The sequence below is a fragment of the Caballeronia sp. TF1N1 genome (assembly GCF_022878925.1).
In the GTDB taxonomy this organism is placed as follows: domain Bacteria; phylum Pseudomonadota; class Gammaproteobacteria; order Burkholderiales; family Burkholderiaceae; genus Caballeronia.
In genome coordinates, this window is record NZ_CP084626.1 from 1811157 (window position 1) to 1833373 (window position 22217).

The 22217-nt window shown below is 62.2% G+C and carries 18 protein-coding genes; 5 read left to right on the top strand and 13 right to left on the bottom strand.

Annotated elements, in window-relative coordinates:
- Positions 1-75: 75 nt before the first annotated feature.
- From LDZ28_RS08415 to LDZ28_RS08430, 4 genes are all read right to left on the bottom strand, one after another.
- Positions 76-1092: an NAD(P)H-quinone oxidoreductase gene (locus LDZ28_RS08415; RefSeq protein WP_244825496.1), complete on the bottom strand. Its 1017-nt coding sequence runs from the start codon at positions 1090-1092 to the stop codon at positions 76-78.
- Between the two features lie 194 nt (positions 1093-1286).
- On the bottom strand, positions 1287-3425 hold the full coding sequence (gene pnp / locus LDZ28_RS08420) for a polyribonucleotide nucleotidyltransferase (protein WP_244825498.1): 2139 nt from the start codon (positions 3423-3425) through the stop codon (positions 1287-1289).
- A gap of 388 nt (positions 3426-3813) precedes the next feature.
- A complete protein-coding gene (gene rpsO / locus LDZ28_RS08425; protein WP_244825500.1) occupies positions 3814-4083 on the bottom strand; it encodes a 30S ribosomal protein S15 in 270 nt (89 codons plus the stop codon).
- 174 nt (positions 4084-4257) lie between these two features.
- Positions 4258-5490, bottom strand: a complete 1233-nt coding sequence (locus LDZ28_RS08430; protein ID WP_244828062.1) for a branched-chain amino acid ABC transporter substrate-binding protein — start codon at positions 5488-5490, stop codon at positions 4258-4260.
- 328 nt (positions 5491-5818) lie between these two features.
- Between LDZ28_RS08430 and LDZ28_RS08435 the strand changes: the two genes are divergently transcribed.
- Entirely contained in the window at positions 5819-6334 is a 516-nt protein-coding gene (locus tag LDZ28_RS08435) for a hypothetical protein (RefSeq protein WP_244825501.1), read from the top strand.
- A 67-nt stretch (positions 6335-6401) separates the two neighbouring features.
- Here LDZ28_RS08435 and LDZ28_RS08440 read toward each other — a convergent pair whose 3' ends face one another.
- The 6 genes from LDZ28_RS08440 to LDZ28_RS08465 form a co-directional block, all read right to left on the bottom strand.
- The gene (locus tag LDZ28_RS08440; protein ID WP_244825503.1) at positions 6402-7946 is read right to left on the bottom strand and encodes a 2-isopropylmalate synthase; all 1545 of its coding nucleotides are present in this window, start codon (positions 7944-7946) and stop codon (positions 6402-6404) included.
- Positions 7947-8332: 386 nt separating this feature from the next.
- The gene (locus LDZ28_RS08445) at positions 8333-9007 is read right to left on the bottom strand and encodes a C40 family peptidase (protein ID WP_244828064.1); all 675 of its coding nucleotides are present in this window, start codon (positions 9005-9007) and stop codon (positions 8333-8335) included.
- Between the two features lie 147 nt (positions 9008-9154).
- Positions 9155-10753, bottom strand: a complete 1599-nt coding sequence (locus LDZ28_RS08450) for an ABC transporter ATP-binding protein (protein ID WP_244825505.1) — start codon at positions 10751-10753, stop codon at positions 9155-9157.
- Between the two features lie 8 nt (positions 10754-10761).
- On the bottom strand, positions 10762-11874 hold the full coding sequence (locus LDZ28_RS08455) for an ABC transporter permease (RefSeq protein WP_244825507.1): 1113 nt from the start codon (positions 11872-11874) through the stop codon (positions 10762-10764).
- A complete protein-coding gene (locus LDZ28_RS08460; RefSeq protein ID WP_244825509.1) occupies positions 11874-12911 on the bottom strand; it encodes a microcin C ABC transporter permease YejB in 1038 nt (345 codons plus the stop codon). Before LDZ28_RS08460 ends, LDZ28_RS08455 begins: the two co-directional genes overlap by 1 nt.
- A 14-nt stretch (positions 12912-12925) precedes the next feature.
- Positions 12926-14749 carry an extracellular solute-binding protein gene (locus tag LDZ28_RS08465; RefSeq protein WP_244828065.1) on the bottom strand — a complete coding sequence of 608 codons (1824 nt, stop codon included), beginning with the start codon at positions 14747-14749 and terminating at the stop codon, positions 12926-12928.
- Positions 14750-14985: 236 nt separating this feature from the next.
- On the opposite strand from LDZ28_RS08465, the gene fabI reads away from it, so the two are divergent.
- On the top strand, positions 14986-15777 hold the full coding sequence (gene fabI / locus LDZ28_RS08470; protein ID WP_244825511.1) for an enoyl-ACP reductase FabI: 792 nt from the start codon (positions 14986-14988) through the stop codon (positions 15775-15777).
- A gap of 244 nt (positions 15778-16021) precedes the next feature.
- Here fabI and LDZ28_RS08475 read toward each other — a convergent pair whose 3' ends face one another.
- From LDZ28_RS08475 to LDZ28_RS08485, 3 genes are all read right to left on the bottom strand, one after another.
- Complete coding sequence (locus tag LDZ28_RS08475) at positions 16022-16417, bottom strand: hypothetical protein (protein ID WP_244825513.1); 396 nt, start codon at positions 16415-16417, stop codon at positions 16022-16024.
- Positions 16418-16617: 200 nt separating this feature from the next.
- Positions 16618-16968 carry a hypothetical protein gene (locus LDZ28_RS08480; protein WP_370652022.1) on the bottom strand — a complete coding sequence of 117 codons (351 nt, stop codon included), beginning with the start codon at positions 16966-16968 and terminating at the stop codon, positions 16618-16620.
- Between the two features lie 200 nt (positions 16969-17168).
- Positions 17169-18485, bottom strand: a complete 1317-nt coding sequence (locus LDZ28_RS08485; RefSeq protein ID WP_244825515.1) for an MFS transporter — start codon at positions 18483-18485, stop codon at positions 17169-17171.
- A 156-nt stretch (positions 18486-18641) separates the two neighbouring features.
- Here LDZ28_RS08485 and LDZ28_RS08490 point away from each other — a divergent pair, with 156 nt between their 5' ends.
- The 3 genes from LDZ28_RS08490 (at position 18642) to LDZ28_RS08500 (ending at position 22203) form a co-directional block, all read left to right on the top strand.
- Entirely contained in the window at positions 18642-19436 is a 795-nt protein-coding gene (locus LDZ28_RS08490; RefSeq protein WP_244825517.1) for a GntR family transcriptional regulator, read from the top strand.
- A complete protein-coding gene (gene mdcA / locus LDZ28_RS08495; RefSeq protein WP_244825518.1) occupies positions 19433-21127 on the top strand; it encodes a malonate decarboxylase subunit alpha in 1695 nt (564 codons plus the stop codon). The genes LDZ28_RS08490 and mdcA overlap by 4 nt, the downstream gene beginning before the upstream one ends.
- Before the next feature lie 200 nt (positions 21128-21327).
- Positions 21328-22203, top strand: coding sequence for a triphosphoribosyl-dephospho-CoA synthase (locus LDZ28_RS08500; RefSeq protein WP_244828067.1), 876 nt, complete (start codon positions 21328-21330; stop codon positions 22201-22203).
- The last annotated feature ends 14 nt before the right edge of the window (positions 22204-22217 follow it).

Consider the following 22217-nt stretch of genomic DNA (forward strand, 5'->3'; position numbering starts at 1 on the left):
AAACAGGCGATTTTACTGTGATACGGCGAAACCGGTCAAACCGCCAGAACCGCAACGCGCAATAATCAAGGGCAATCAGGCGTCCTCGCGCCAGTCGAGCATGATCTTGCCGACATGCGTGCTGCTTTCCATCAACGTGTGTGCGGCCGCGGCTTCGCTTGCCGGGAACACCTGATGAATCACCGGCTTGATACGCCCCGCCTCGATCTCCGGCCAGACTTGCTCTTTCAGCTTAGCGGCAATCTTCGCCTTGAACGCCACCGGACGCGGCCGCAAGGTCGATCCGGTGATGACCAGCCGACGCCGCAGCACGTCATTGAGATTGATCTCCGCTTTTGCGCCGCCAAGCAGCGCGATCACGCAGATACGCCCGCCATCCGCGAGCGACTTCAGTTCGCGCGGCAGGTAATCGCCCGCGACCATGTCGAGAATGACGTCGACTCCACGATCGTTCGTGAGCGAACGCACCACTTCGACGAAATCTTCCGTCTTGTAGTTGATCGCGCGCTCCGCGCCGAGTGCTTCGCAGGCGCGGCACTTTTCGTCGCTGCCGGCCGTGGCGAACACGCGAAAGCCGAGCGCCTTCGCAATCTGTATGGCCGTCACGCCGATACCGCTCGATCCGCCCTGCACGAGCAGCGTCTCCTCGTCGCCGTTTTCGCCCGAACCGAGATGCGCGCGCTCGAAGACATTGCTCCACACGGTGAAGAACGTTTCCGGCAGCGAAGCCGCTTCGATGTCCGTCAATCCAGCCGGAACCGGCAAACATTGTTCGAGCGGCGCAACCGCGTATTCCGCGTAACCGCCGCCCGCGAGCAGCGCGCAGACGCGATCGCCCTTCTTGAGGCCGAACGGATTATGTTTTGGATCGAAGTCGCCATCGACGATCTCGCCCGCCACTTCGAGCCCCGGCAAATCCGACGCGCCCGGCGGCGGCGCATACGCGCCCTTGCGCTGAAATACATCGGGCCGGTTGACGCCCGAAGCGCTCACCTTGATGAGCACTTCGCACTTGCCCGGCTCGGGCTTCGGGCGCTCGCCCAGCTTCAGCACTTCGGGTGCACCAAACTCAGTGATTTCGATGGCCTTCATTGCTTCTCCCAGACAGTCAGTCGTGTGGCAAGCGCGTTGACTTGGCGAACCAGATGGCACTGTGTCGCGCGGGCGACACGCGCTCCACAGTGCCATCGGGTCCGGCGATGCATCGGACAAAGCGTCGCCCGCTGCACCTCATACAAGAAAACGGCCGGCTCGCAGATGCGGCCGGCCGTCGACACATTACCGCATTACTGCTGCGGCTGCGTCGGTTCGGCTTGTTGCGCGGCTTCGTTCAGAAGCGCCTTGGCCGACAGACGCACGCGACCCTTCTCGTCCGTCTGGATGACCTTGACCTTCACGATCTGGCCTTCCTTCAGGTAGTCGTTGATGTCCTTCACACGCTCGTTGACGATTTCCGAGATGTGCAGGAGACCATCCTTGCCCGGCAGGATATTCACGATCGCGCCGAAGTCCAGCAGCTTGAGCACCGGACCTTCGTACACTTGGCCCACTTCCACTTCGGCCGTGATGTTCTCGATACGCTTCTTCGCCTCGGCCATGCCTTCCGAGCTCGTGCTCGCAATGGTCACGACGCCGTCGTCGGAAATGTCGATGGTCGTGCCGGTCTCTTCCGTCAGCGCGCGGATCACCGAACCGCCCTTGCCGATCACGTCGCGAATCTTCTCCGGATTGATCTTGATGGTGATCATGCGCGGCGCGTAGTCCGATAACTCCGTGTTCGTGGTCGGCACCGCGGCGGTCATCTTGCCGAGGATATGCATGCGGCCTTCCTTCGCCTGCGCGAGCGCGACCTGCATGATTTCCTTGGTGATGCCCTGAATCTTGATGTCCATTTGCAGCGCCGTCACGCCTTGCGCGGTGCCGGCCACCTTGAAGTCCATGTCGCCGAGGTGATCTTCGTCGCCGAGGATGTCGGTCAGAACCGCGAACTTGTTGTCTTCGAGGATCAGGCCCATGGCGATGCCGGCCACGTGCGCCTTCATCGGCACGCCGGCGTCCATCAGCGCGAGGCAACCGCCGCAGACCGAAGCCATCGACGAAGAGCCGTTCGATTCCGTGATTTCCGACACGACGCGGATGGAATAGCCGAATTCGTCGGCGTTCGGCAGGCACGCGACCAGCGCGCGCTTGGCGAGACGGCCGTGACCGATTTCACGGCGCTTCGGCGAACCGACGCGGCCCGTTTCGCCCGTCGCGAACGGCGGCATGTTGTAGTGAAGCATGAAGCGCTCGCGGTATTCGCCTTCGAGCGCGTCGATGTTCTGCTCGTCGCCCTTCGTGCCGAGCGTGGCGACGACCAGCGCCTGCGTCTCGCCGCGCGTGAAGAGCGCCGAGCCGTGGGTGCGCGGCAGAACGCCGGTGCGGATTTCGATCGGACGCACGGTGCGCGTGTCGCGACCGTCGATACGCGGTTCGCCGTTCAAAATCTGCGAACGGACGATCTTCGCTTCGATGTCGAACAACACGTTGCCGATGGTCGCCGCATCCGCCGCTGCCGTGCCCGAAGCAGCCGCGTCCGCTGCGAGCTTCGCCGAGGTCGCCGCGAAAACTTCCTTCAGCTTGGCCGAACGCGCTTGCTTGTTGCGCAGTTGATAAGCCGCTTCCAGTTCCGGCTTGGCGATTTCCGTGACGCGCGAGATGAGCGCTTCGTTCTTCGGGGCCGGCTGCCAGTCCCATTCCGGCTTGCCGCCGTCGCGCACCAGTTCATGGATTGCGTCGATGGCGATTTGCATTTGCTCGTGGCCGAACACGACCGCGCCGAGCATGACTTCCTCGGACAACTGCTGCGCTTCCGATTCCACCATCAGCACCGCGCGTTCCGTACCGGCGACCACGAGGTCGAGCGCCGATTCCTTCATTTGCGGACGCGTCGGGTTCAGCACGTATTCGTTGTTGATGTAGGCGACGCGCGCGGCGCCGACCGGGCCGTTGAACGGCAGACCGGACACGGCGAGCGCTGCCGACGCGCCGATCAGCGCGGGAATGTCGGCGGGAACGTCCGGGTTCAGCGACAGGACGTGGATCACGACCTGCACTTCGTTATAGAAGCCTTCCGGGAAGAGCGGGCGCAGCGGACGGTCGATCAGGCGCGAGATGAGCGTCTCGCCTTCGGACGGACGGCCTTCGCGGCGGAAGAAGCCACCCGGAATCTTGCCGGCAGCGTAGGTCTTTTCGAGGTAATCGACGGTCAGCGGGAAGAAATCCTGACCCGGCTTGGCGGTCTTTGCGCCGACGACAGTGGCGAGCACGACGGTATCTTCGACATCGACGATCACCGCGCCGCTTGCCTGACGAGCGATTTCACCCGTTTCCAGGCGGACGTTATGCTGTCCCCACTTGAATTCCTTGACGATCTTATTGAACATTGCGACTCCTTCTACGTTGCGCCACGCCGGATCGGTGGACGTTTGCCCACCGGACGGCGCTGGCTAGGCGGTACCGAGCCGCGCTTGAGAGGTGTGTTATGCCATTCCAGCGCGCCGCGCGCATTGAGTGTTCATACCGCGCTGGAATGACACAAAGCTCCGCCGCGAGGCTGCACCGAGTGTCTGTCCGGATGAAGCATCCGGGGTAAAGCATGTGAACTACTTGCCGATTATCAGCATTCGACGAACCCAATGATGAGAGATCGACCGAGCGCTGACCGGGCAAATGATCAGGCGAGCGGATCGCGCAAAAACAAAATGCCTGTATCAGCGAACTGACACAGGCACTTCGTTAGAACGCTGGCCGCAAAGCCACGTTTGGGCGCAATTACTTACGCAGACCCAGTTTTTCGATCAGCGAGCGGTAACGGTCCGCGTCCTTGCCCTTCAGGTAGTCGAGCAGCTTGCGGCGACGGCTCACCATGCGCAGCAAACCGCGGCGGCTGTGGTGGTCCTTCGTGTGGGCCTTGAAGTGGACGGTCAGTTCGTTGATGCGGCTCGTGAGCAGTGCGACTTGCACTTCGGGGGAGCCAGTGTCGTTGGCGCCGCGCGCGTATTCGGCGACGACGTCGGACTTCTTGATTTCTGCTGCGGACATTTGCTTTTCCTTTAAAACAGACAGGCGGTCACGGAAGAAAGGCCGTGCCGTGGTTTGTTCACGATAGTTTCGCTTCTTCCAAACTCTTGGTTTCAGACTGTTTTCGACAGCCGGATCGAGTCAAAAAAGCGAAGCGCAGAGTATAGCATAGGGCGAAGTCCGAAAGACGGGAGACTAGCGCGCCGGACGCGCCATCTGGCACGTCGACGGCTGGACGGTCTTTTCCGCCGGCACCGCGAGCAGCGTCCGAAAGCCATAGTCCGAGCCTTCGTTATCGAACCGGATGCCCGCCGTGCCCGCCTTGTCCATCTCCATGACATACAGGGGCTGGATCAGTTGATGATCTTCCGCGCGCATGGTCGATGCGTGGAATCCTTCGCCATCGAACTTCATGCCTTCGAGCGCGCGGGCCACGGCGTAAGGGTCCGCGCTCCCGGCGCGCGTCATCGCGGCGGCGAGCATCTCGATCATCAGCGGCATGCGCAGCACGAGGTAATCGTCCGATGCCGCCGGATAGCGCGCGCGGAAATCGCGGTAATACGCGTCCGATAACGCGCCGCCCGCATTCGGATGCCAGTCGGCGACCGCGATCACGCGCTTTACGCCGGCGTCACCCAGCGCGGCCGGTGCGCCGAGACTGTTGCCGTAGAACGTGTAGAACTTCGTGTCGAGCCCCTGCTCGCGCGCCGCCTTGACGAGCAGCGTGAGATCGTTGCCCCAATTTCCGGTGATGACCGCGTCGGCCCCGCTCGCGCGAATCTTCGCGATATACGGCGCGAAATCCTTCACGCGGCCGATCGGATGAAACTCGTCGCCCGCAATCGCGATATCCGGCCTGCGTTCCTTCAGCGCACGCTGCGCTTCGCGGCTGACGTCGTGGCCGAAGCTGTAATCCTGATTCAGCAGATAGACCTTTTTGACCGCGCGATCGTTCTTCAGCGCGTCCGCGAGCGCGTCCATGCGCATGCCGGCGTGGGCATCGAAGCGAAAATGCCAGAAACTACACGCGGCGTTGGTCAGGGCGGGATCGTCGGCGGAGTAGTTGAGGAACACCACGCGATGCTCGGGCTCGCGCCCGTTCTGCTTGTCGATGGCCGTCACCAGCGCGGCCGCCACCGCCGAACTGTTGCCCTGCATGACGAAGCCGATCCTGTCGTCGATCGCCGCGCGCAACTGTACGAGGCTCGCCTCGCTGCTGCCTTTGCCATCGAGCACGACGAGTCGCAGCGGGTGCATGCCGTCGGCGAGCTTCACGCCGCCCTTCGCATTCACGCGCTCCACGCCGAAGCGCAAGTTGCGCTCGACCGCCGCGCCTGCGTTGGCGAAAGGTCCGGACATGCCCTCGATCATCGCGAGCTCGATGGGCGGCAAATCGGCGGCGCTTACGTGCGCCATGAAAGACGACATCGCGCAGGCCAGCGCGGCCCGTTGCAGCCATCGCGCGGCTCGTTTGCTTGCGGATTCGCTCACCGTCAGCCCTTCCAGTCGAAGAAAGGGCGGATCATAGAACGGCTACGGCTCGCGGTGCAAGTGCGGCGATTCCGCGAGCGCCCTCTTCGCGCCGATGAGAGGCATCGCGCTTTTGTCCCGATGGCGTGTCAAAATCGAACGCGAACGATCCAGGCTTTGGCGACGATCGTCAAAACGATGAATGCGACAACGCGCGGCGCGCTGGAATCATCGAGGCGCCAAGAACGTTAACACTGTCGCGACACAAGAATGTGTGGAGGCCTTCATGCTGAACTCTTTCAACCGGCTGCGCGGCACGCTCGCTTGCGTGGGCGCCGCGCTCATGCTCACGGCTTGCGCGCAGCCCTGGCAAAACTTTCAGACGGGCGCGGATTCATCCACGCTCACCGCGCGCTTGGGCCCGCCACGCGAAGTCTACGATTTGCCCAACGGCGGCAAGCGCCTGATGTGGCCGACTCAACCGCTCGGTGAAGTCACGACCGCCGCCGATGTCGATGCTTCCGGCAAGATCGTCAGCGTGCGGCAAGTGCTCGACGAGAACGAGTTCTACAAGGCGCAGATCGGCACATGGACCAAGACGGACGTGCTCGTGAATTTCGGCCGTCCGGTGGAGACGTCGTACTTCCCGCTGATGAAGCGCGAAGTCTGGACGTATCGCTACATGGAGGCGAACGTCTGGTACATGATGTACAACTTCTATTTCGATGAACAAGGCATCGTGCGTCTCACGCAAAAAACGCCAGACCCGCTGCACGATCCCGACCGCCGCAACGCCTTTTGAAGTATTCAAAATGACGAAGGCCTCGCTAATCGCGAGGCCTTTCGTTTCGAGCTACATCAAGCCGCGATCAAAGCTGCGGGTTGAGCTTTTCGACCTTCGAATGCAGCTTGTTCAACGCGGCGATATAAGCCTTCGCCGACGCCGCGATGATGTCCGGGTCCGTGCCCACGCCATTCACGATCCGCCCGCTCTTCGAAAGACGCACCGTGACTTCGCCCTGTGCCTGCGTGCCGGTCGTGATTGCGTTGACCGAATACAGCACCAGTTCCGCGCCGCTATCCACCTTCGATTCGATCGCGTGCAACGTCGCATCGACCGGGCCGTTGCCGCGCGCTTCGCCCGTCACTTCCGCGCCTTCGACCGCGAACACCACTTGTGCTTGCGGTTGCTCGCCGGTCTCCGAGTGCTGCTTCATCGACACGAAGCGGAAGTGTTCCTTCGCCTGCGCTTCCGCCGATTCCTCCGAGACGATCTGCATGATGTCTTCGTCGAAAATCTCGGCCTTGCGGTCGGCGAGTTCCTTGAAGCGCGCGAACGCGGCGTTCACGTCGGCTTCGGATTCGAGTTGCACGCCGAGTTCTTCCAGACGCTGCTTGAACGCGTTACGGCCTGACAACTTGCCGAGCACGATCTTGTTCGCCGCCCAGCCCACGTCTTCCGCGCGCATGATTTCGTACGTGTCGCGCGCCTTCAGGACGCCGTCCTGGTGGATGCCCGACGCGTGTGCAAACGCGTTTGCGCCGACCACTGCCTTGTTCGGCTGCACGACGAAGCCGGTGATCTGCGAAACGAGCTTCGACGTGGGCACGATCTGCGTCGTATCGATACCGACATCGAGCCCGAAGTAGTCCTTGCGCGTCTTGATCGCCATCACGATTTCTTCGAGCGACGTATTGCCCGCGCGTTCGCCGAGTCCGTTCATCGTGCACTCGACCTGACGCGCGCCGCCGATCTGCACGCCCGCCAGCGAATTGGCGACGGCCATGCCGAGGTCATCGTGACAATGCACGGAGAAGACCGCCTTGTCCGAATTCGGGATGCGCTCGCGCAGCGTCTTCACGAGATTGCCGTACAGCTCGGGCACGCCGTAACCGACCGTATCCGCGATATTGATGGTGCGCGCGCCTTCGTCGATCACCGCTTCGAGCACGCGGCAAAGAAAGTCGATGTCCGAGCGGCTGCCGTCTTCCGGCGAAAACTCGACGTCGTCCGTGAACTTGCGCGCGAAACGCACCGCAAGACGCGACTGCTCGTACACCTGTTCCGGCGTCATGCGCAGCTTCTTTTCCATATGCAGCGCGGACGTCGCGATGAACGTATGGATGCGAAACTGGCTCGCGGGTTTCAAGGCGTCGGCGGCGCGCTGGATGTCCTTGTCGTTCGCGCGGGCGAGCGAGCAGACCGTGCTGTCCTTGATCATCGAGGCGATCGTGTGGATGGCGTCGAAGTCTCCGTTCGAGCTGGCCGCGAAGCCCGCCTCGATCACGTCGACCTTCATGCGCTCCAGTTGCCGCGCGATACGGATTTTTTCTTCCTTCGTCATGGACGCGCCGGGGGACTGCTCGCCATCGCGCAAGGTCGTATCGAAGATGATCAACTTGTCTGCTGCCATGTTGGACTCCAGTGGGGAGAATTATCGACTGTTGGAATTATCGCGTTGAAGCGAAAGACAAAAGGGAATTCGGGTGTTCGCGCCACCGCTGGCGTCGAAAACCTTGAACGAGCAGACGGGAGGCGAGAAGAATCAGCGCGGTAGGCGCGCTAGTAGCGATAGTGCGCGTAGCGACGCACTAGCCGAATGAAGCGAGAGGGAGAACGAGAAAAAGTTCATTCGAAAACTATAACGGCTTTTAGGAACGCGTGCAATCGGGCTTTCCGATCGAACCGATTGACTTTTACCTGCCGATAGTCATGCAAAACAGCGCGTAGGAAAACAAAAAGCCTGCATTCCGTTGGGAAGCAGGCTTTCGTAGATTCAGACGGCTTACAACTTACGGCTTAGTAACCGCTGATACTCGCGCTCACGCGCTGACGCAGTTCGCTACCGTCGGTGAACTGCACGTTGTCGATGCGGCGCGCGCCCTGGAAGCGCTGCTCCCAGTAACCGCTTTCCATGTCGTCAACGCGGATCGTGCTGCCGGTGGACGGCGAATGCACGAACTTGTTGTCGCCAATATAGATGCCGACATGCGAAAACGAACGGCGCATGGTGTTGAAGAACACGAGATCGCCTGGCTTGAGATCCGACACGCGGACCTTCTCGCCGACACGGCTCATTTCCTCGGCGCGGCGCGGCAAGGTCATGCCGAGCGTGTCCTGGAAGACGTATCGCACGAAGCCGCTGCAATCGAGGCCGGAATCCGGTGTATTGCCACCCCAGCGATAACGCACGCCAATCATATTGAGTGCGCCGACGACCACATCGCCCGCCTTGCTGGCAACGCCAGAAAGAAACGAGCGTGCGCCGCCAGGAGCGCTGGCGGTGTCCGCCGTGGCGGCCACTGAGGTGATCTGGGAGGAATTTGAAGCGTTGCCGTTGTTGGCAACTTGGCTACTTTGGCTATTACTGCTGACTTCGTCGGCGAACGCGCCGGAAGTTGTTGTCATCAGAAGGCCGATCAACATGCCTGCGGCTGCCCGCGCGCATGTCTGAGTCAATGTCAATGGCTGCATCGGTCGGTAGGTTTTACAATTAAAGACTGAAAAATCAGGGAGATACGAGAAAGTTTGGAAGGATACTAGCCACAAATTATTTAACTGTCAAAAGAAATAGGAAAATACAATTGAGACGAGCACCCAATTGATGAAAAAGAAAGATTTTTAGGATTCGAGCGCTGCCCTCAGTAGCTTTCGTGTGTATTCCTCTGAAGGGTTCGAAAAAATCTTCTCTACTTCTCCCGCTTCCACGACAATTCCGTTTCTCATCACGGCCACGCGATGCGCCATTGCGCCGATCACTTCGAGGTCGTGGCTAATGAAAACATAACCGAGATTGTGCTTCTTCTGAATCTCGGCGAGCAGCGTCAGAACTTGCTGCTGAATCGAAACGTCTAGTGCACTCGTCGGTTCGTCGAGAATCAGAATGCTGGGTTCAAGCACCAATGCTCGCGCAATTGCGATGCGTTGCCGTTGTCCGCCGGAAAACTCGTGCGGATAACGCCTGAGCGCCGTCCGATCCATCCCCACCTCACGCAGCACGGCAATGACCTTGTCGCGCCGCGCCGGCGCCTTCAGTTCCGGCCGATGCAACGCAAGCCCCTCCCCGACGATTCGTTCCACCGTCTGACGAGGCGAAAGCGAGCTGAACGGGTCCTGAAACACCACTTGCAGATTCGACCGCAGCACGGTTTTTTCGCGTCCGCGAAAATCGCCGAGCGCGCGCCCCTGGAACTGCACAGCGCCGTTCGATACGCGCTGCAAGCCGAGCAACGCCATGGCCAGCGTGGATTTGCCCGATCCCGATTCCCCGACGATGCCAAGCGTCTCGCCTTGCCGCACGGAAACGCTCACGTCGTCGACGGCTTTGAAGCGGCCGCGCCTGAACCAGCCGTTGATGCCTGGCAGTTTCGTCGCATAGTCGACCGAGAGGTTTTTGGCGTCGAGCAAGACCGGCGCGATGGGCAGCACGGGCAGGACGTGGCGCTTCGGTTTGCTTTCGAGCAATCGCTGCGTGTACGGGTGCTGCGGCGAGGTGAAAATCTGCTCCACCGGCCCGCTTTCCACCAGAAGACCCTTCTCCATCACCGCGACGCGCTCCGCGAAGCGCCGCACGAGATTCAGATCGTGGGTGATCAGCAGCACGGCCATGCCGCGCTTCTCGGCTTCGTCACGCTGCAGTTCCAGCAGGAGATCGACGATCTGCGCGCGGATGGTCACGTCGAGCGCGGTGGTCGGCTCATCCGCGAGCAGAAGGCGCGGCCGGCACGCGAGCGCCATCGCGATCATCACGCGCTGACGCTGCCCGCCCGACAACTGATGCGGATAGCTGTCCACACGCCGCTCGGGCTCGGTGATGCCGGTACGCGCCAGCAACACGATGGCACGCTGACGCGCCTCGCGCGGCGTCGCGCCGTCGTGCAACTGAATGGTCTCGCCGATCTGGTCGCCGACCGTGTAGAGCGGATTGAGCGCGGTCATCGGCTCCTGGAAGATCATCGCGATGTCGGAGCCGCGCAGGCCGCGCATCGCGTGCTCGCTCTTCGACAGCAACTCCTCGCCATTGAAGCGAATGGAGCCGCTGAGTTCGGCATCGCGCACGAGGCGCAGGATTGCCAGCGCCGTCACGCTCTTGCCCGATCCCGATTCGCCGACGAGCGCCACGCGTTCGCCCGCGCGAATGTCGAGACTCACGCCGTCGACCGCGACGGTATCGCCGAAACGCACGCGCAGGTCGTCGATCGCCAATAACGGTTCGCTCATGCTCGCGCTCACTTCGCGCCTCCGGCCTTCACCGCATCCGCAATCCGCGTGTCGAGCGCGTTGCGCAAGGCGTCGCCCATGAAAGTCAGAAGCAACAGGGTCGCCACCAGCACGCCGAAGGTGGACAGCGAAATCCACCACGCGTCGAGATTGGCCTTGCCTTGCGCGAGCAATTCACCAAGCGACGGCGTCGGCGACGGCACGCCCAAGCCGAGAAAATCGAGACTCGTGAGCGCGAGAATCGCTCCGCTCATGCGAAATGGCAGAAATGTGATGACGGGCGTCAGGCCATTGGGCAGCACGTGCCGCCAGATGATCTGCCAGTTGGACAAACCCATCGCGCGCGCGGCGCGTACGTAGTCTTGCGTGCGGTTGCGCAGAAACTCCGCGCGCACGTAGTCCGACAGCCCGATCCAGCCGAACAGCGACAGCAGGATGACCAGCAAAACGAGGCTCGGCTCGAAGATCGACGCGAAGATGATCAGCAGATAAAGCTCCGGCAACGCGCTCCAGATTTCGATCAGCCGCTGCCCGGCGATGTCGGTCCGGCCGCCGAAGTAGCCCTGCACCGCGCCCGCCACCACGCCGAGCACCGTGCCGATGGCCGTCAGCACGAGCGCGAACAGCACCGATACGCGAAAGCCGTAGACGAGCCGTGCGAACACATCGCGCCCGCGGTCGTCGGTGCCGAGCCAGTTCTCGCGCGACGGCGGCGCGGGATTCGAGCCCTTCGAGAAGTAATTGAGCGTGTCGTAGTAATAGTGATTCGGCGGATAAACCGCGAAATTGCCCGGCGCGCTGAAGCGGTCGCGCACGAACGGGTCGAGATAATCGGCGGGCGTCGGATAGTCGCCGCCGAACGTCGTTTCCGCGTAGGTCTGCACGATCGGAAAATACAAGTGTCCCTGGTAGCGCACGACGAGCGGCTTGTCGTTCGACCAAAGCGGGCCGGCCAGGCTGATCGCGAACGCCACGACGAACACGATCAGACTCCAGTAGCCGAGCTTGTGCTGCCTGAAACGCATCCACACCCGCCGCGAAGGCGATGGCGAAACCGGCTCGCGCAAGGGCTGCGCATCGGCGGCGCCGCGTGAGGATCGTGAAGAAGCGGCTCGGTTCATCAGCGCTCCAGTTGCTCGAATTGAATGCGCGGATCGACCCAGACGTAGCAGAGGTCGGAAATGAGCTTGGTCGCAAGCCCGATCAGCGTGAAGAGATAGAGCGTGCCTAGCACGACGGGATAGTCGCGCCGCACCACGGATTCGTACGAGAGCAGTCCGAGTCCGTCGAGCGAGAACAGCGTTTCGATCAGCAGACTGCCCGTGAAGAATGCGCCGATAAACGCTGCGGGAAAGCCGACGATCAGCGGCAAGAGCGCATTGCGGAACACGTGCTTCCAGAGCACGCGTCTTTCGGAAAGGCCCTTCGCGCGCGCGGTCAGCACGTATTGCTTGCGGATTTCGTCGAGAAACGCGTTCTTGGTCAGCATGGTGACGATGGCGAAGCTGCCGACCACCGACGCCACCACCGGCAAGGTGATGTGCCACAGATAATCGACGATCTTGCCGCCGAGCGAGAGCGTGGCCCAGTTATCCGAAGTGAGATTGCGCAACGGGAAAAGCTGCCAGAACGAGCCGCCGCCGAACAGCACGAGCAGCAGCACGCCGAGCACGAAGCCGGGAATCGCGAAACCGATCAGCACGATGAGACTCGTCGCCACGTCGAAGCGCGAGCCGTTTCTCACCGCCTTCGCTATCCCGAGCGGCACCGATATCAGATAAGTGATGAAAAACGTCCATACGCCGATGCTGATCGACACCGGCAGTTTCGACACGATCAGCGACCAGACGCTCTGATGCCGGAAGTAACTGTCGCCGAGATCGAAGCGCGCGAACTTGCCGAGCATCAGCCAGTAACGCTGCAAAGGCGGCTTGTCGAAGCCGTAGAGCGCCTTGAGTTGCGCGACCTGCTGGGCATCCACGCCAGTATGCGTGCGCAGCCCGAAGCCGCCGCCTTCCGCGTTGCCGCGCCGCAGATCGTGCACCGCCTGCTCGACAGGCCCGCCCGGCACGAACTGAATCACGACGAAGGTCAGCGTGAGCACGCCGATGAGCGTCGGGATCATCAACAGAATGCGTTTGAGTATGTAGCTCCACATGGCGCGCGGTCCTGTTATTTCGACGCGGCGGCTTTCGCCCACCACGCCGACACTACCCACTCTTCCGCCGTGTAGTAGAGCGGCAAGGTCGCGGGGTACTGAAGCGTATTGCGATACGCCACCCGATGCGTCGCCGAATACCAATGCGGCACCACGTAATAGCCATTCATCAGCACGCGATCGAGCGCGTGAGTGGCATCGACGAGTTGTTCGCGCGTCTGTGCGCCCACCACTTTTTGCAGAATCGCGTCGACCGCCTTCGACTTGACGCCGGCGAGATTGTCGGAGCCTTGCTCGTCTGCGGACTTGCTGCCGAAGCGCGAGACTTGCTCCGTGCCGGGAATCTGCACGTCGGGCATGCGCACGCTCGTGACGTCGAAATCGAACGCGTCGAGCCGTTTTTGGATCAGCGCGTAGTCGACGGTGCGAAAGTTCATCGTGATGCCGAGCTTTTGCAGATTGCGCCCGAACGCGGCGGCGACCGGTTCCATGGAGGCGCCGCCGCCCGTATCGTCGAGAATCTCGAACACGAAGGGCTCGCCCTTCGCATTGCGCAGCGCGCCATCGCGATACGTCCAGCCCGCCTCGGCGAGCAATCCGCGCGCCTTGATGAGGTTGGCGCGCAGCGATCCGGGCGGATCGGTGTCGGGCTGACGCGGCATCTCGCCGAACACGGACGCATCGAGGTCCTTTTTGAGCGGATCGAGAATGGCGAGTTCGCCGTCGCTCGGCTTGCCCTTCGCCTGCAAGTCCGTATTGACGAAGAAGCTGTCGATGCGCCTGTACTGATTGAAGAACAGTTGCCGGTTGAGCCACTCGAAGTCGAGCGCGAGATCGAGCGCCTGACGCACGCGCACGTCCTTGAAGAGCGGCCGGCGCGTGTTCATGAAAAAGCCCTGCATGCCGGTGCCGTTATGCTGCGGGAATTCGCGCTTGATGAGTTCGCCGCTGTCGAAGCGCTTGCCGATATCGCGCCGCACCCAGCTTCGCGCAACGTATTCGACGAGCACGTCGTACTCGCCCGCCTTGAAGGCTTCGAGCCGCGCGACCGGGTCCGAATACAGCTTGTAGTGAATCTGCGCGAAATTGAACAAGCCCACGCGCACCGGCAACGCCGCGCCCCAGTAGTTCGGGTTGCGCTTGTACGAGATGGTGCGGCCGTTGTCGTATTGGTCGATCAGATATGCCCCGCTGCCGATCGGCTTCTGAAACGCGAGTTGATCGAACGGAATACGCGTGCCGTCGGGCTTCACTCCCCATTTGCGCGAAAACACGGGGATGCCGCCCGCGAGCAACGGCATCTCGCGCGTCGCGGTCTTGAATTCGAAGCGAATGGTCGATGCATCCACCACGACCGCGCGCGCGATCTGCCCGAAGTACACGGAGAACTGCGGCGCGGCGAGCGGGCTTTTCAGCGTCTCGAACGAGAACTTGACGTCCTCCGCGGTAACGGGATCGCCATTCGAGAAATACGCTTTCGGGTTGATGTGGAACGTGGTGGACAGGCCATCGGGCGCGACGGCGATGTCGTCGGCAAGCAAGCCATAACCGGTCGATACTTCATCGAGACTGCCGGTGGTCAGGCTTTCGAACATCAGCGAGAGCCCCGGCGCGGGATTACCGCGCAAGGTGAACGGATTGAACTTGTCGAAGCTCGTCAGGCGGTTCGGATTGGCGAGTACGAGCGTGCCGTCGCGCGGCGCGTCGGGATTGACGTAATCGAAGTGACTGAAGCCGGCCGGATATTTCGGCTCGCCGTACTGTGCGTAGGCGTGCGCCGCCTCGGCCTGGTTCGCGCCCGAGACGATCGATCCGGCCAGCGCGAGCGCAATGGCCATGCGCCATGCGCGGGTTAGGCGGATCGTCGTGCGAGTCGTCATAAGCTCCTTGGGCGCCGGGTATCGCGCAATCGACGTTCGGGTCGGGCAGGCCATTGCGATGTGAGAGAATTCTACCCAAATCAAAAGCCGTGCGACCGTGGGTCAATTGCGCCGCACGCGCTTGAGGCTCACGCGGCGCGGGCAGATGCGGCTCGTTCGCCACCGTGCGCGACATTGACTTCAAAGGAGCATTCATGGGCTTTCTCGCTGGAAAACGAATTCTGCTGACGGGCTTGCTGTCGAACCGTTCGATTGCCTACGGCATCGCACAGGCCTGCAAGCGCGAAGGCGCGGAGCTGGCGTTCACCTATGTCGGCGAGCGTTTCAAGGATCGCATCACCGAATTCGCAACCGAATTCGAAAGCGATCTGATCTTTCCGTGCGATGTCGCGAACGACGCCGACATCGACGCACTCTTCGCGTCGCTCAAGGAACGCTGGGATTCGCTCGACGGTCTCGTGCATTCCATCGGCTTCGCGCCGCGTGAAGCGATCGCGGGCGACTTCCTCGACGGCATGACGCGCGAAAACTTCCGTATCGCGCACGACATTTCGGCGTACAGCTTTCCGGCGCTCGCCAAGGCCGCCAAGTCGATGCTGTCGGACAGTTCGTCGCTGCTCACATTGAGCTACCTCGGCGCCGAGCGCGCGATTCCCAACTACAACACGATGGGTCTTGCCAAGGCATCGCTCGAAGCAAGCGTGCGCTATCTCGCGGCTTCGATGGGCAACAACGGCGTGCGCGTGAACGGCATCTCGGCCGGCCCCATCAAGACGCTCGCGGCAAGCGGCATCAAGGGCTTCGGCAAGATTCTCGATTTCGTCGAAAACAACGCGCCGCTCAAGCGCAACGTGACGATCGAACAAGTGGGTAACGTGGCGGCGTTCCTGCTGTCGGATCTCGCGGCCGGCGTGAGCGCGGAAATCGTGCACGTCGATGCGGGATTCAATGCGGTGGTCGGCGGCATGGCGGGCGTGACGGAATAACGCCTGCGGCGCTCGATCATGTGCAAAGGGCTGCTCTCTTGCGAGAGCGGCTCTTTTGTTTTGTGCGTCTGGGTTTTTGCGAATGGCGGCGTCGTGACAGCCGCTTACACAGCGCCATGCATGCGGGCGTGATCTTCGTGAACCTCGCCTTCGGGAACGTTGGCTTTGTGAAGAACGCCTTTGACAGCGTCGTCTAAAGGCCCGCTATGTCTGCCGACTCGGCAGCCAGACTGGACCAGCGCGTTCAATGCCTGCCATGCGGACCACCATGCCCGTTGCCATGACCATTGCCGTGTCCGTACCCGTTACCGTGTCCGTGTTGCGGCCCGCGATTGTAGCCATGCCCGTAACCGTGGCCGTGATAACGGTTCCAGTCGTTCCGGTTCCAGTAACGGCGCCCATCCCAATACCGGTTTCCATACCAGCCGATGACCACGGGCGGACGCGCATAAACCGGAGCCGGCTGGTAAATCACAGGCGGCGGAGGCGGCGCGTACACAGGCGCGGGTGCAACGTACACCGGCGCGGGGATGCCGACGTTCACGCCTACGTGTACATCGGCGTGCGCGGTGCCACTTATCGCTGACGCGGTCACGATCAACATGCCGCCCAGCACTCGCCCCATGACATTCACTTTCATCGCGTGGTCCTCGTTTTGTTTTGATTGGCTTGCGACAAAATATAACGGACGCCTTTCAGCGCAATATTTCAGCTTTGTAAGTTCTTCCCATGACGTGACTCTCGTCAGGAGAAACCTTACCTTTTGTTACACGCTGCCGCGCGGCGACAAATAAAAAGCCACCCTTCGACCGGGTGGCTTTCTCTTAGCGCGACGTTCGCTCAATGGTCGTGATGACCGTGATCGTGATGATCGTAGTCGCGGCCGCCGTATCCGTGACCGCCGTGACCGTGATTCCACTCGTCGCGGTTCCAGTAGCGATGGCCATCCCAGTACTGGTCGCCATGCCATCCGATCACGATAGCCGGTTGCGCATAAACCGGCGGAGGCGGCGGCGCATAGACCACGGGCGGAGGCGGAGGCGCATAGACCGGCGCCGGCGCAACGTACACGGGCGCGGGCACGCCGAGATTGATGCCGACGGAAACGCCCGCCATGGCCGCGCCGGACAGCGTCATACCACCGATGACGAACGCTCCTGCGAGCGCGGATGTCCTCAATACCTTGTTCATGTGAAGCCCACCTCGATGGGATGTTTGTTGTGTTGAGTGGACTATATCGAACGAACGCCTTTGCTTGTGTGCCACTTGGTAACGTCCCATTACCAATGCCTACCAGACAAATGATTACGGAGAGTAAGGATCATGCACGCCGAGCGCCAATGAGAAACGGCGGCTCGTGAAAGCCGCCGTCAGGGACCGTGCAACGGGCACTAATTGGGCAGTTCCTGTCCGCGCGTTTCAGGCGCGAGCGGAATCACCGCGAGGCCGATGAGAAACGCAATACCCGTGAGCGCGATCGGCACGCCGAGCGTCTTCATATGCAGCACCATCGCGCCGATGCCGAAGTTTACGATCGCGCCGAAGAAGCGTCCCACCGACGTGCAGAATGCGAACGCCGTCGCTCGGACGCGCGTTTCGAACTGTTCCGGCAGCCACAGGCTGAAGAGCGCAAAGTTGCCACCGAAGAAGCCGAGCACGACGAGCAGCGCAATGAACGGCACGAGCCCGTTCGGCAGATAGAACGCCCAGCCGAACGACAGCGCAATGGAAGCCGCCATGCCGACGAAATACACCGCGAGCGTCTTGCGCCGGCCGATGCGCTCGGCCATCGGCGGCAAGGCGAGACAGCCGATGATCGTGCCGATGGACAGCAAGCCCGTCGCGATCGACGCCATGCGCGCGGCTTCGGGCTTGCTCATGCCGGCCTTCGTCGCAAGCTGAATGACTGCCGACGGTTCATACACCGCGCCGGCCCACAGACCGATGATCGCCACGGTCAGCAGCACCGCCGCGACGATCGTGCGCTTGCGATACTGCGGCGAGAAGATCGTGCGCAACGAACCGTGCTGCTTGACGGCAGGCGCGCTCGTCGCTTCGGCGCGCTGCCACTTGTCGGTTTCCTTCACGCGCAAGAGCACGAGAATCGATACGACGACCGGGAACAGTCCAACCAGAAACATCGCGCGCCAGCCGAATGCCGCGCCGATCGTGTAGTTGAGCGCGGCCGCCAGAAAGAAGCCCGCGTAATAGCCGGTTTGCAGATAACCCGCGCCCATCTTGCGACGATCTTCCGGCCATGCCTCGGCGACGTAGGTTCCGGCAAGCGCCCACTCCCCGCCTATGCCGACGCCCGCAAAGAAGCGATAAATGCCCAACTCCCAAACCGAATGCGATGTTGCGGCCAGCCCCGTGAAAATCGCGAACGTGAAGATGGTCGCGGCGAGCACCTTGGTGCGCCCGAAGCGATCGGCGAGCGGTCCCCAGATGAACGACAGTCCCCATCCGACCAGAAAGAGCGCGAAGAGTATGGAGCCTGCAAGACCGACGTTCGCGGGCGTGGCCGCGTAGCCTGAACGCGGCAGCAGTTCGGTGAGCGCGGGCGCAAGCACGAGCGCGTAGATGAACGAATCCATTCCGTCGAGCGTCCAGCCGGCCCAGGCACCCCAGAAGCCGGTGATCTGCGAGCGGTTGAGCGGGGTTTTGATCGGGCGCGAGGCGCGTAACTCTCGGTCCACCGTGGTTGGCATGGCCATGTCTCCGGAAAAGGATGATCGATACACGCGCGCTCTCGATTCTTGTCAGCCGCTCCCAGCTTAGGGAAAGCACCTTCTGTGAAGTCGCGCATCGTTTTATATATAATATTTGAACATTGACACGCGGCAAGTCCGCACTTACACCTAGCCATGCCGACAGATCTCTCCACTTCCGATGCAGCGCAGCCACTTGCATCGTTTCGTCACGCACAGTTCGAACCGCGCCAGAGCACGTCGCGCTTCATCGCGGATGCGTTGCGCACGGCTATCGTCGAAGGTGCGTTGTTGCCGGGCGAACCGCTGCGCCAGGACGCCATCGCACGGCAGTTTTCGGTGAGCGCGATTCCGGTGCGCGAAGCGTTCCGGCAACTCGAAAGCGAAGGCTGGGTGACCATCGAGCCGAATCGTGGCGCGGCCGTCAGCCTGCAATCGGCCGACGAGGCGCGCGAGATCTACGAGATACGCGCGTCGCTCGAAAGCTTGGCGATCGGCATCGCGCTCGAACATCACACGGCGCAAACGCTCGCTGAATCGCAGCGTCTGCTCGAAGCGGCGGAAAGCGAGCCGGACCCGGCGCTCTACGTCGTGCGCAACGAGCAGTTCCATATGAGCCTTTACGCGCCCGCGGACCGGCCGCGTCTGATGGAGCTGATCGGCCAGATGCATCGGCGCGGCGAACGTTATTTGCGGCTGAAGCTCGGCTTGCCGATTCACAAGGATTCGTCGGATGCGGAGCATCGCGCGATTCTTGCCGCGCTCGTCGCCCGCGATATCGAACAGGCGCAAACGCTCGTCGCGCGTCATCTGCTTGCGACAGGCGATTTGATCCACCGCTTTCTCGCCGATGCGCAAGCGCTTGCCGCGGCGAGCCATGTCAAGAAGAAGCGCCGCCCGCGCGCCGCGCCCGCAACGGCTTCTGCAACCTCTTTGAAGGAGGATCGATGAACTCGTCCCCGACGCCTGCCACGTCGCCCGCGCGCGACACGAGCCCGCAAACCCGGCAGTGGAACACGCGCGCGCAGGAAAAAGCGCGCCGCCTCAAGCTGATCGAACCGTGGCTCGACGGCTCGGTGCTCGCGACCGACCGTATCGTCGATGCCTTGCACGCGCTGATCGTCACGGGCGACCGCGTGGCGCTCGAAGGCAACAACCAGAAACAGGCCGACTTCCTCTCGCGCGCCTTCGCCAGACTCGATCCCGAACGCGTGCACGACGTTCATCTGCTGATTTCGAGCATCAGCCGCCCGGACCATCTCGCGCTGTTCGAACAGGGCATCGCGCGCAAGGTCGATTTCGCGTTCGCCGGTCCGCAAAGTCTGCGCGTCGCGCAACTGCTCGAAGACGGACAACTCGAGATCGGCGCAATCTATACGTATATCGAACTGTATGCGCGCATGTTCATCGACCTCACGCCGCAGGTGGCGCTCGTGTGCGCGGTGCAGGCAGACCGGCGCGGCAATCTCTACACGGGCGCGAACACCGAAGACACGCCTACCATCGTCGAGGCCACCGCGTTCAGACATGGCATCGTGATCGCGCAGGTCAACGAGATCGTCGATGAACTGCCGCGCGTCGATATCCCCGGTTCGTGGATCGATGTCGTCGTGAAGGCAGACCGCCCGTTCGCCGTCGAGCCGCTCTTCACGCGCGATCCGCGGCATATCGGCGAGTTGCAGATTCTCATGGCGATGATGACCATTCGCGGCATCTACGACCGCTACGGCGTGACGTCGCTGAATCACGGCATCGGTTTCGATACGGCGGCCATCGAACTTCTGCTGCCGACATATGGCGAATCGCTCGGGCTGAAGGGAAAGATCTGCACGCACTGGGCGCTCAATCCGCATCCGACCTTGATCCCCGCGATCGAAAGCGGCTGGGTGCAGAGCGTGCACTGCTTCGGCAGCGAGGTCGGCATGGAGGACTACATCACGGCGCGGCCGGACGTGTTCTTCACCGGCCGCGATGGCAGCCTGCGTTCTAACCGCGTGTTCTGCCAGTTGGCAGGGCAATACGGCGTCGATCTCTTCATCGGTTCGACCCTGCAGATGGACGCCGACGCCAACTCGTCCACCGTCACGCTCGGGCGGCTGGCGGGCTTCGGCGGCGCGCCCAACATGGGCCACGATCCACGCGGCCGCCGTCATTCGAGCGAGGCGTGGCTCAAGCTGCTGAAAAACGACGGCCCGAACCCGGCCATCGCGCGCGGTCACAAGCTCGTCGTGCAGACCGCCGAGACGTACAAGAAAGGCGGCGAGCCGACCATCGTCGATGCATTGGATGCCATCGCCGTCGGTGAAAAAAGCAACATGCCGATCGCGCCCGTCATGATCTACGGCGACGATGTCACGCATGTCGTGACGGAAGAAGGCATCGCGTATCTGCATGCGGCCGAAGGTGTCGATGAGCGCCGCGCCGCGCTTGCCGCCGTGGCGGGCGTCACGCCCATCGGCATGCGCGCGGATGCGAAGAAGACGGCGGAGTTGAGAAGGCGCGGCATCGTCGCGTTGCCGGAAGACCTCGGCGTGCGGCGCGGCGAAGCGAAGCGTTCGCTGCTCGCGGCACGCAGTATCGATGACCTGGTGGCGTGGTCGGGCGGTCTGTATGCGCCGCCTGCGCGCTTCAGAAGCTGGTGAGCGCGATGGGTTCGTGTATGTCTGACCGTGAAGACAAAGCGTCGAGCCTTTGCGTGGTTGCCGACATTCCCGCTGGCGTGTGTTCGTGGAACGCAGAGGCGCGGCTCGATGACGCCACGCATGCGAACCCGTCGAATTCGCGTGCCGTCGCAACGCACGCCAATACCGGAGCCGCTGCCCGCCCGAGCATGGGCCATGCGATGCAAACGGCGCTAGCGTCGCGCGAAGCCACTCGGTTCGCCCACTTGCAGCCGATCGCGCCCGATGCCATCGCGACCCGCGCCGTGGCCGCGCTCATCGACGAAGCGTGTCTCACACCGAAACCCGCATTGGTGGACCGGCGCGGCAGCGGCGCGCATCGCGATTTGTCGCTCGACATCATGTTGCGCTCGGCAAAAGCGTTGCACCCCACGTTTGTCGCCATCGCTCGCGCGTCGGCCGATCTCGACCCGTCGCAGACGTTACGCGAACAGCTTGCACGTATCGGCCGCGAAGGCGAGATTGCGATGATGCGCGCGACCGCCGGCAGCAACGCGCATCGCGGTGCGATCTGGATCGTCGGCTTGCTGTGCGCCGGCGCGGCGATGCATGCGCCCGACGACAGCGCGGCGATCTGCGCAAGCGCGGCACGCATCGCGCGCTTCGAGGATCGTTACGCGCCCGCGTCGGCACAAACGAGTCACGGCGCGCGCGTGTCGGCGCGATACCGTGTGGCGGGCGCGCGCGGCGAAGCGTGCGATGGCTTTCCGCATGCGCTCGAAATTGGGCTGCCCGCGCTCGATGCAGCCCGTCGCCGCAATCTCGATGAAAACGACGCGCGCCTCGAAGCGCTCGTCGCGATCATGGCGTCGCTCGACGATACCTGTCTCCTGCATCGCGGCGGCATGACGGCGCTGCGAGTCGCGCAACACGGCGCGCGTCGTGTGCTCGACGCAGGCGGCGTTGCATCGGCGAGCGGCAAGACAGCGCTTCACGAGCTCGACCGCGAGCTGCTCGCGCTCGATGCATCGCCTGGCGGCGCCGCCGACTTGCTTGCGGCGACGCTCTTTCTCGACAGTCTCAGGCGCTTGCATTGATTCGCAACGCGCGC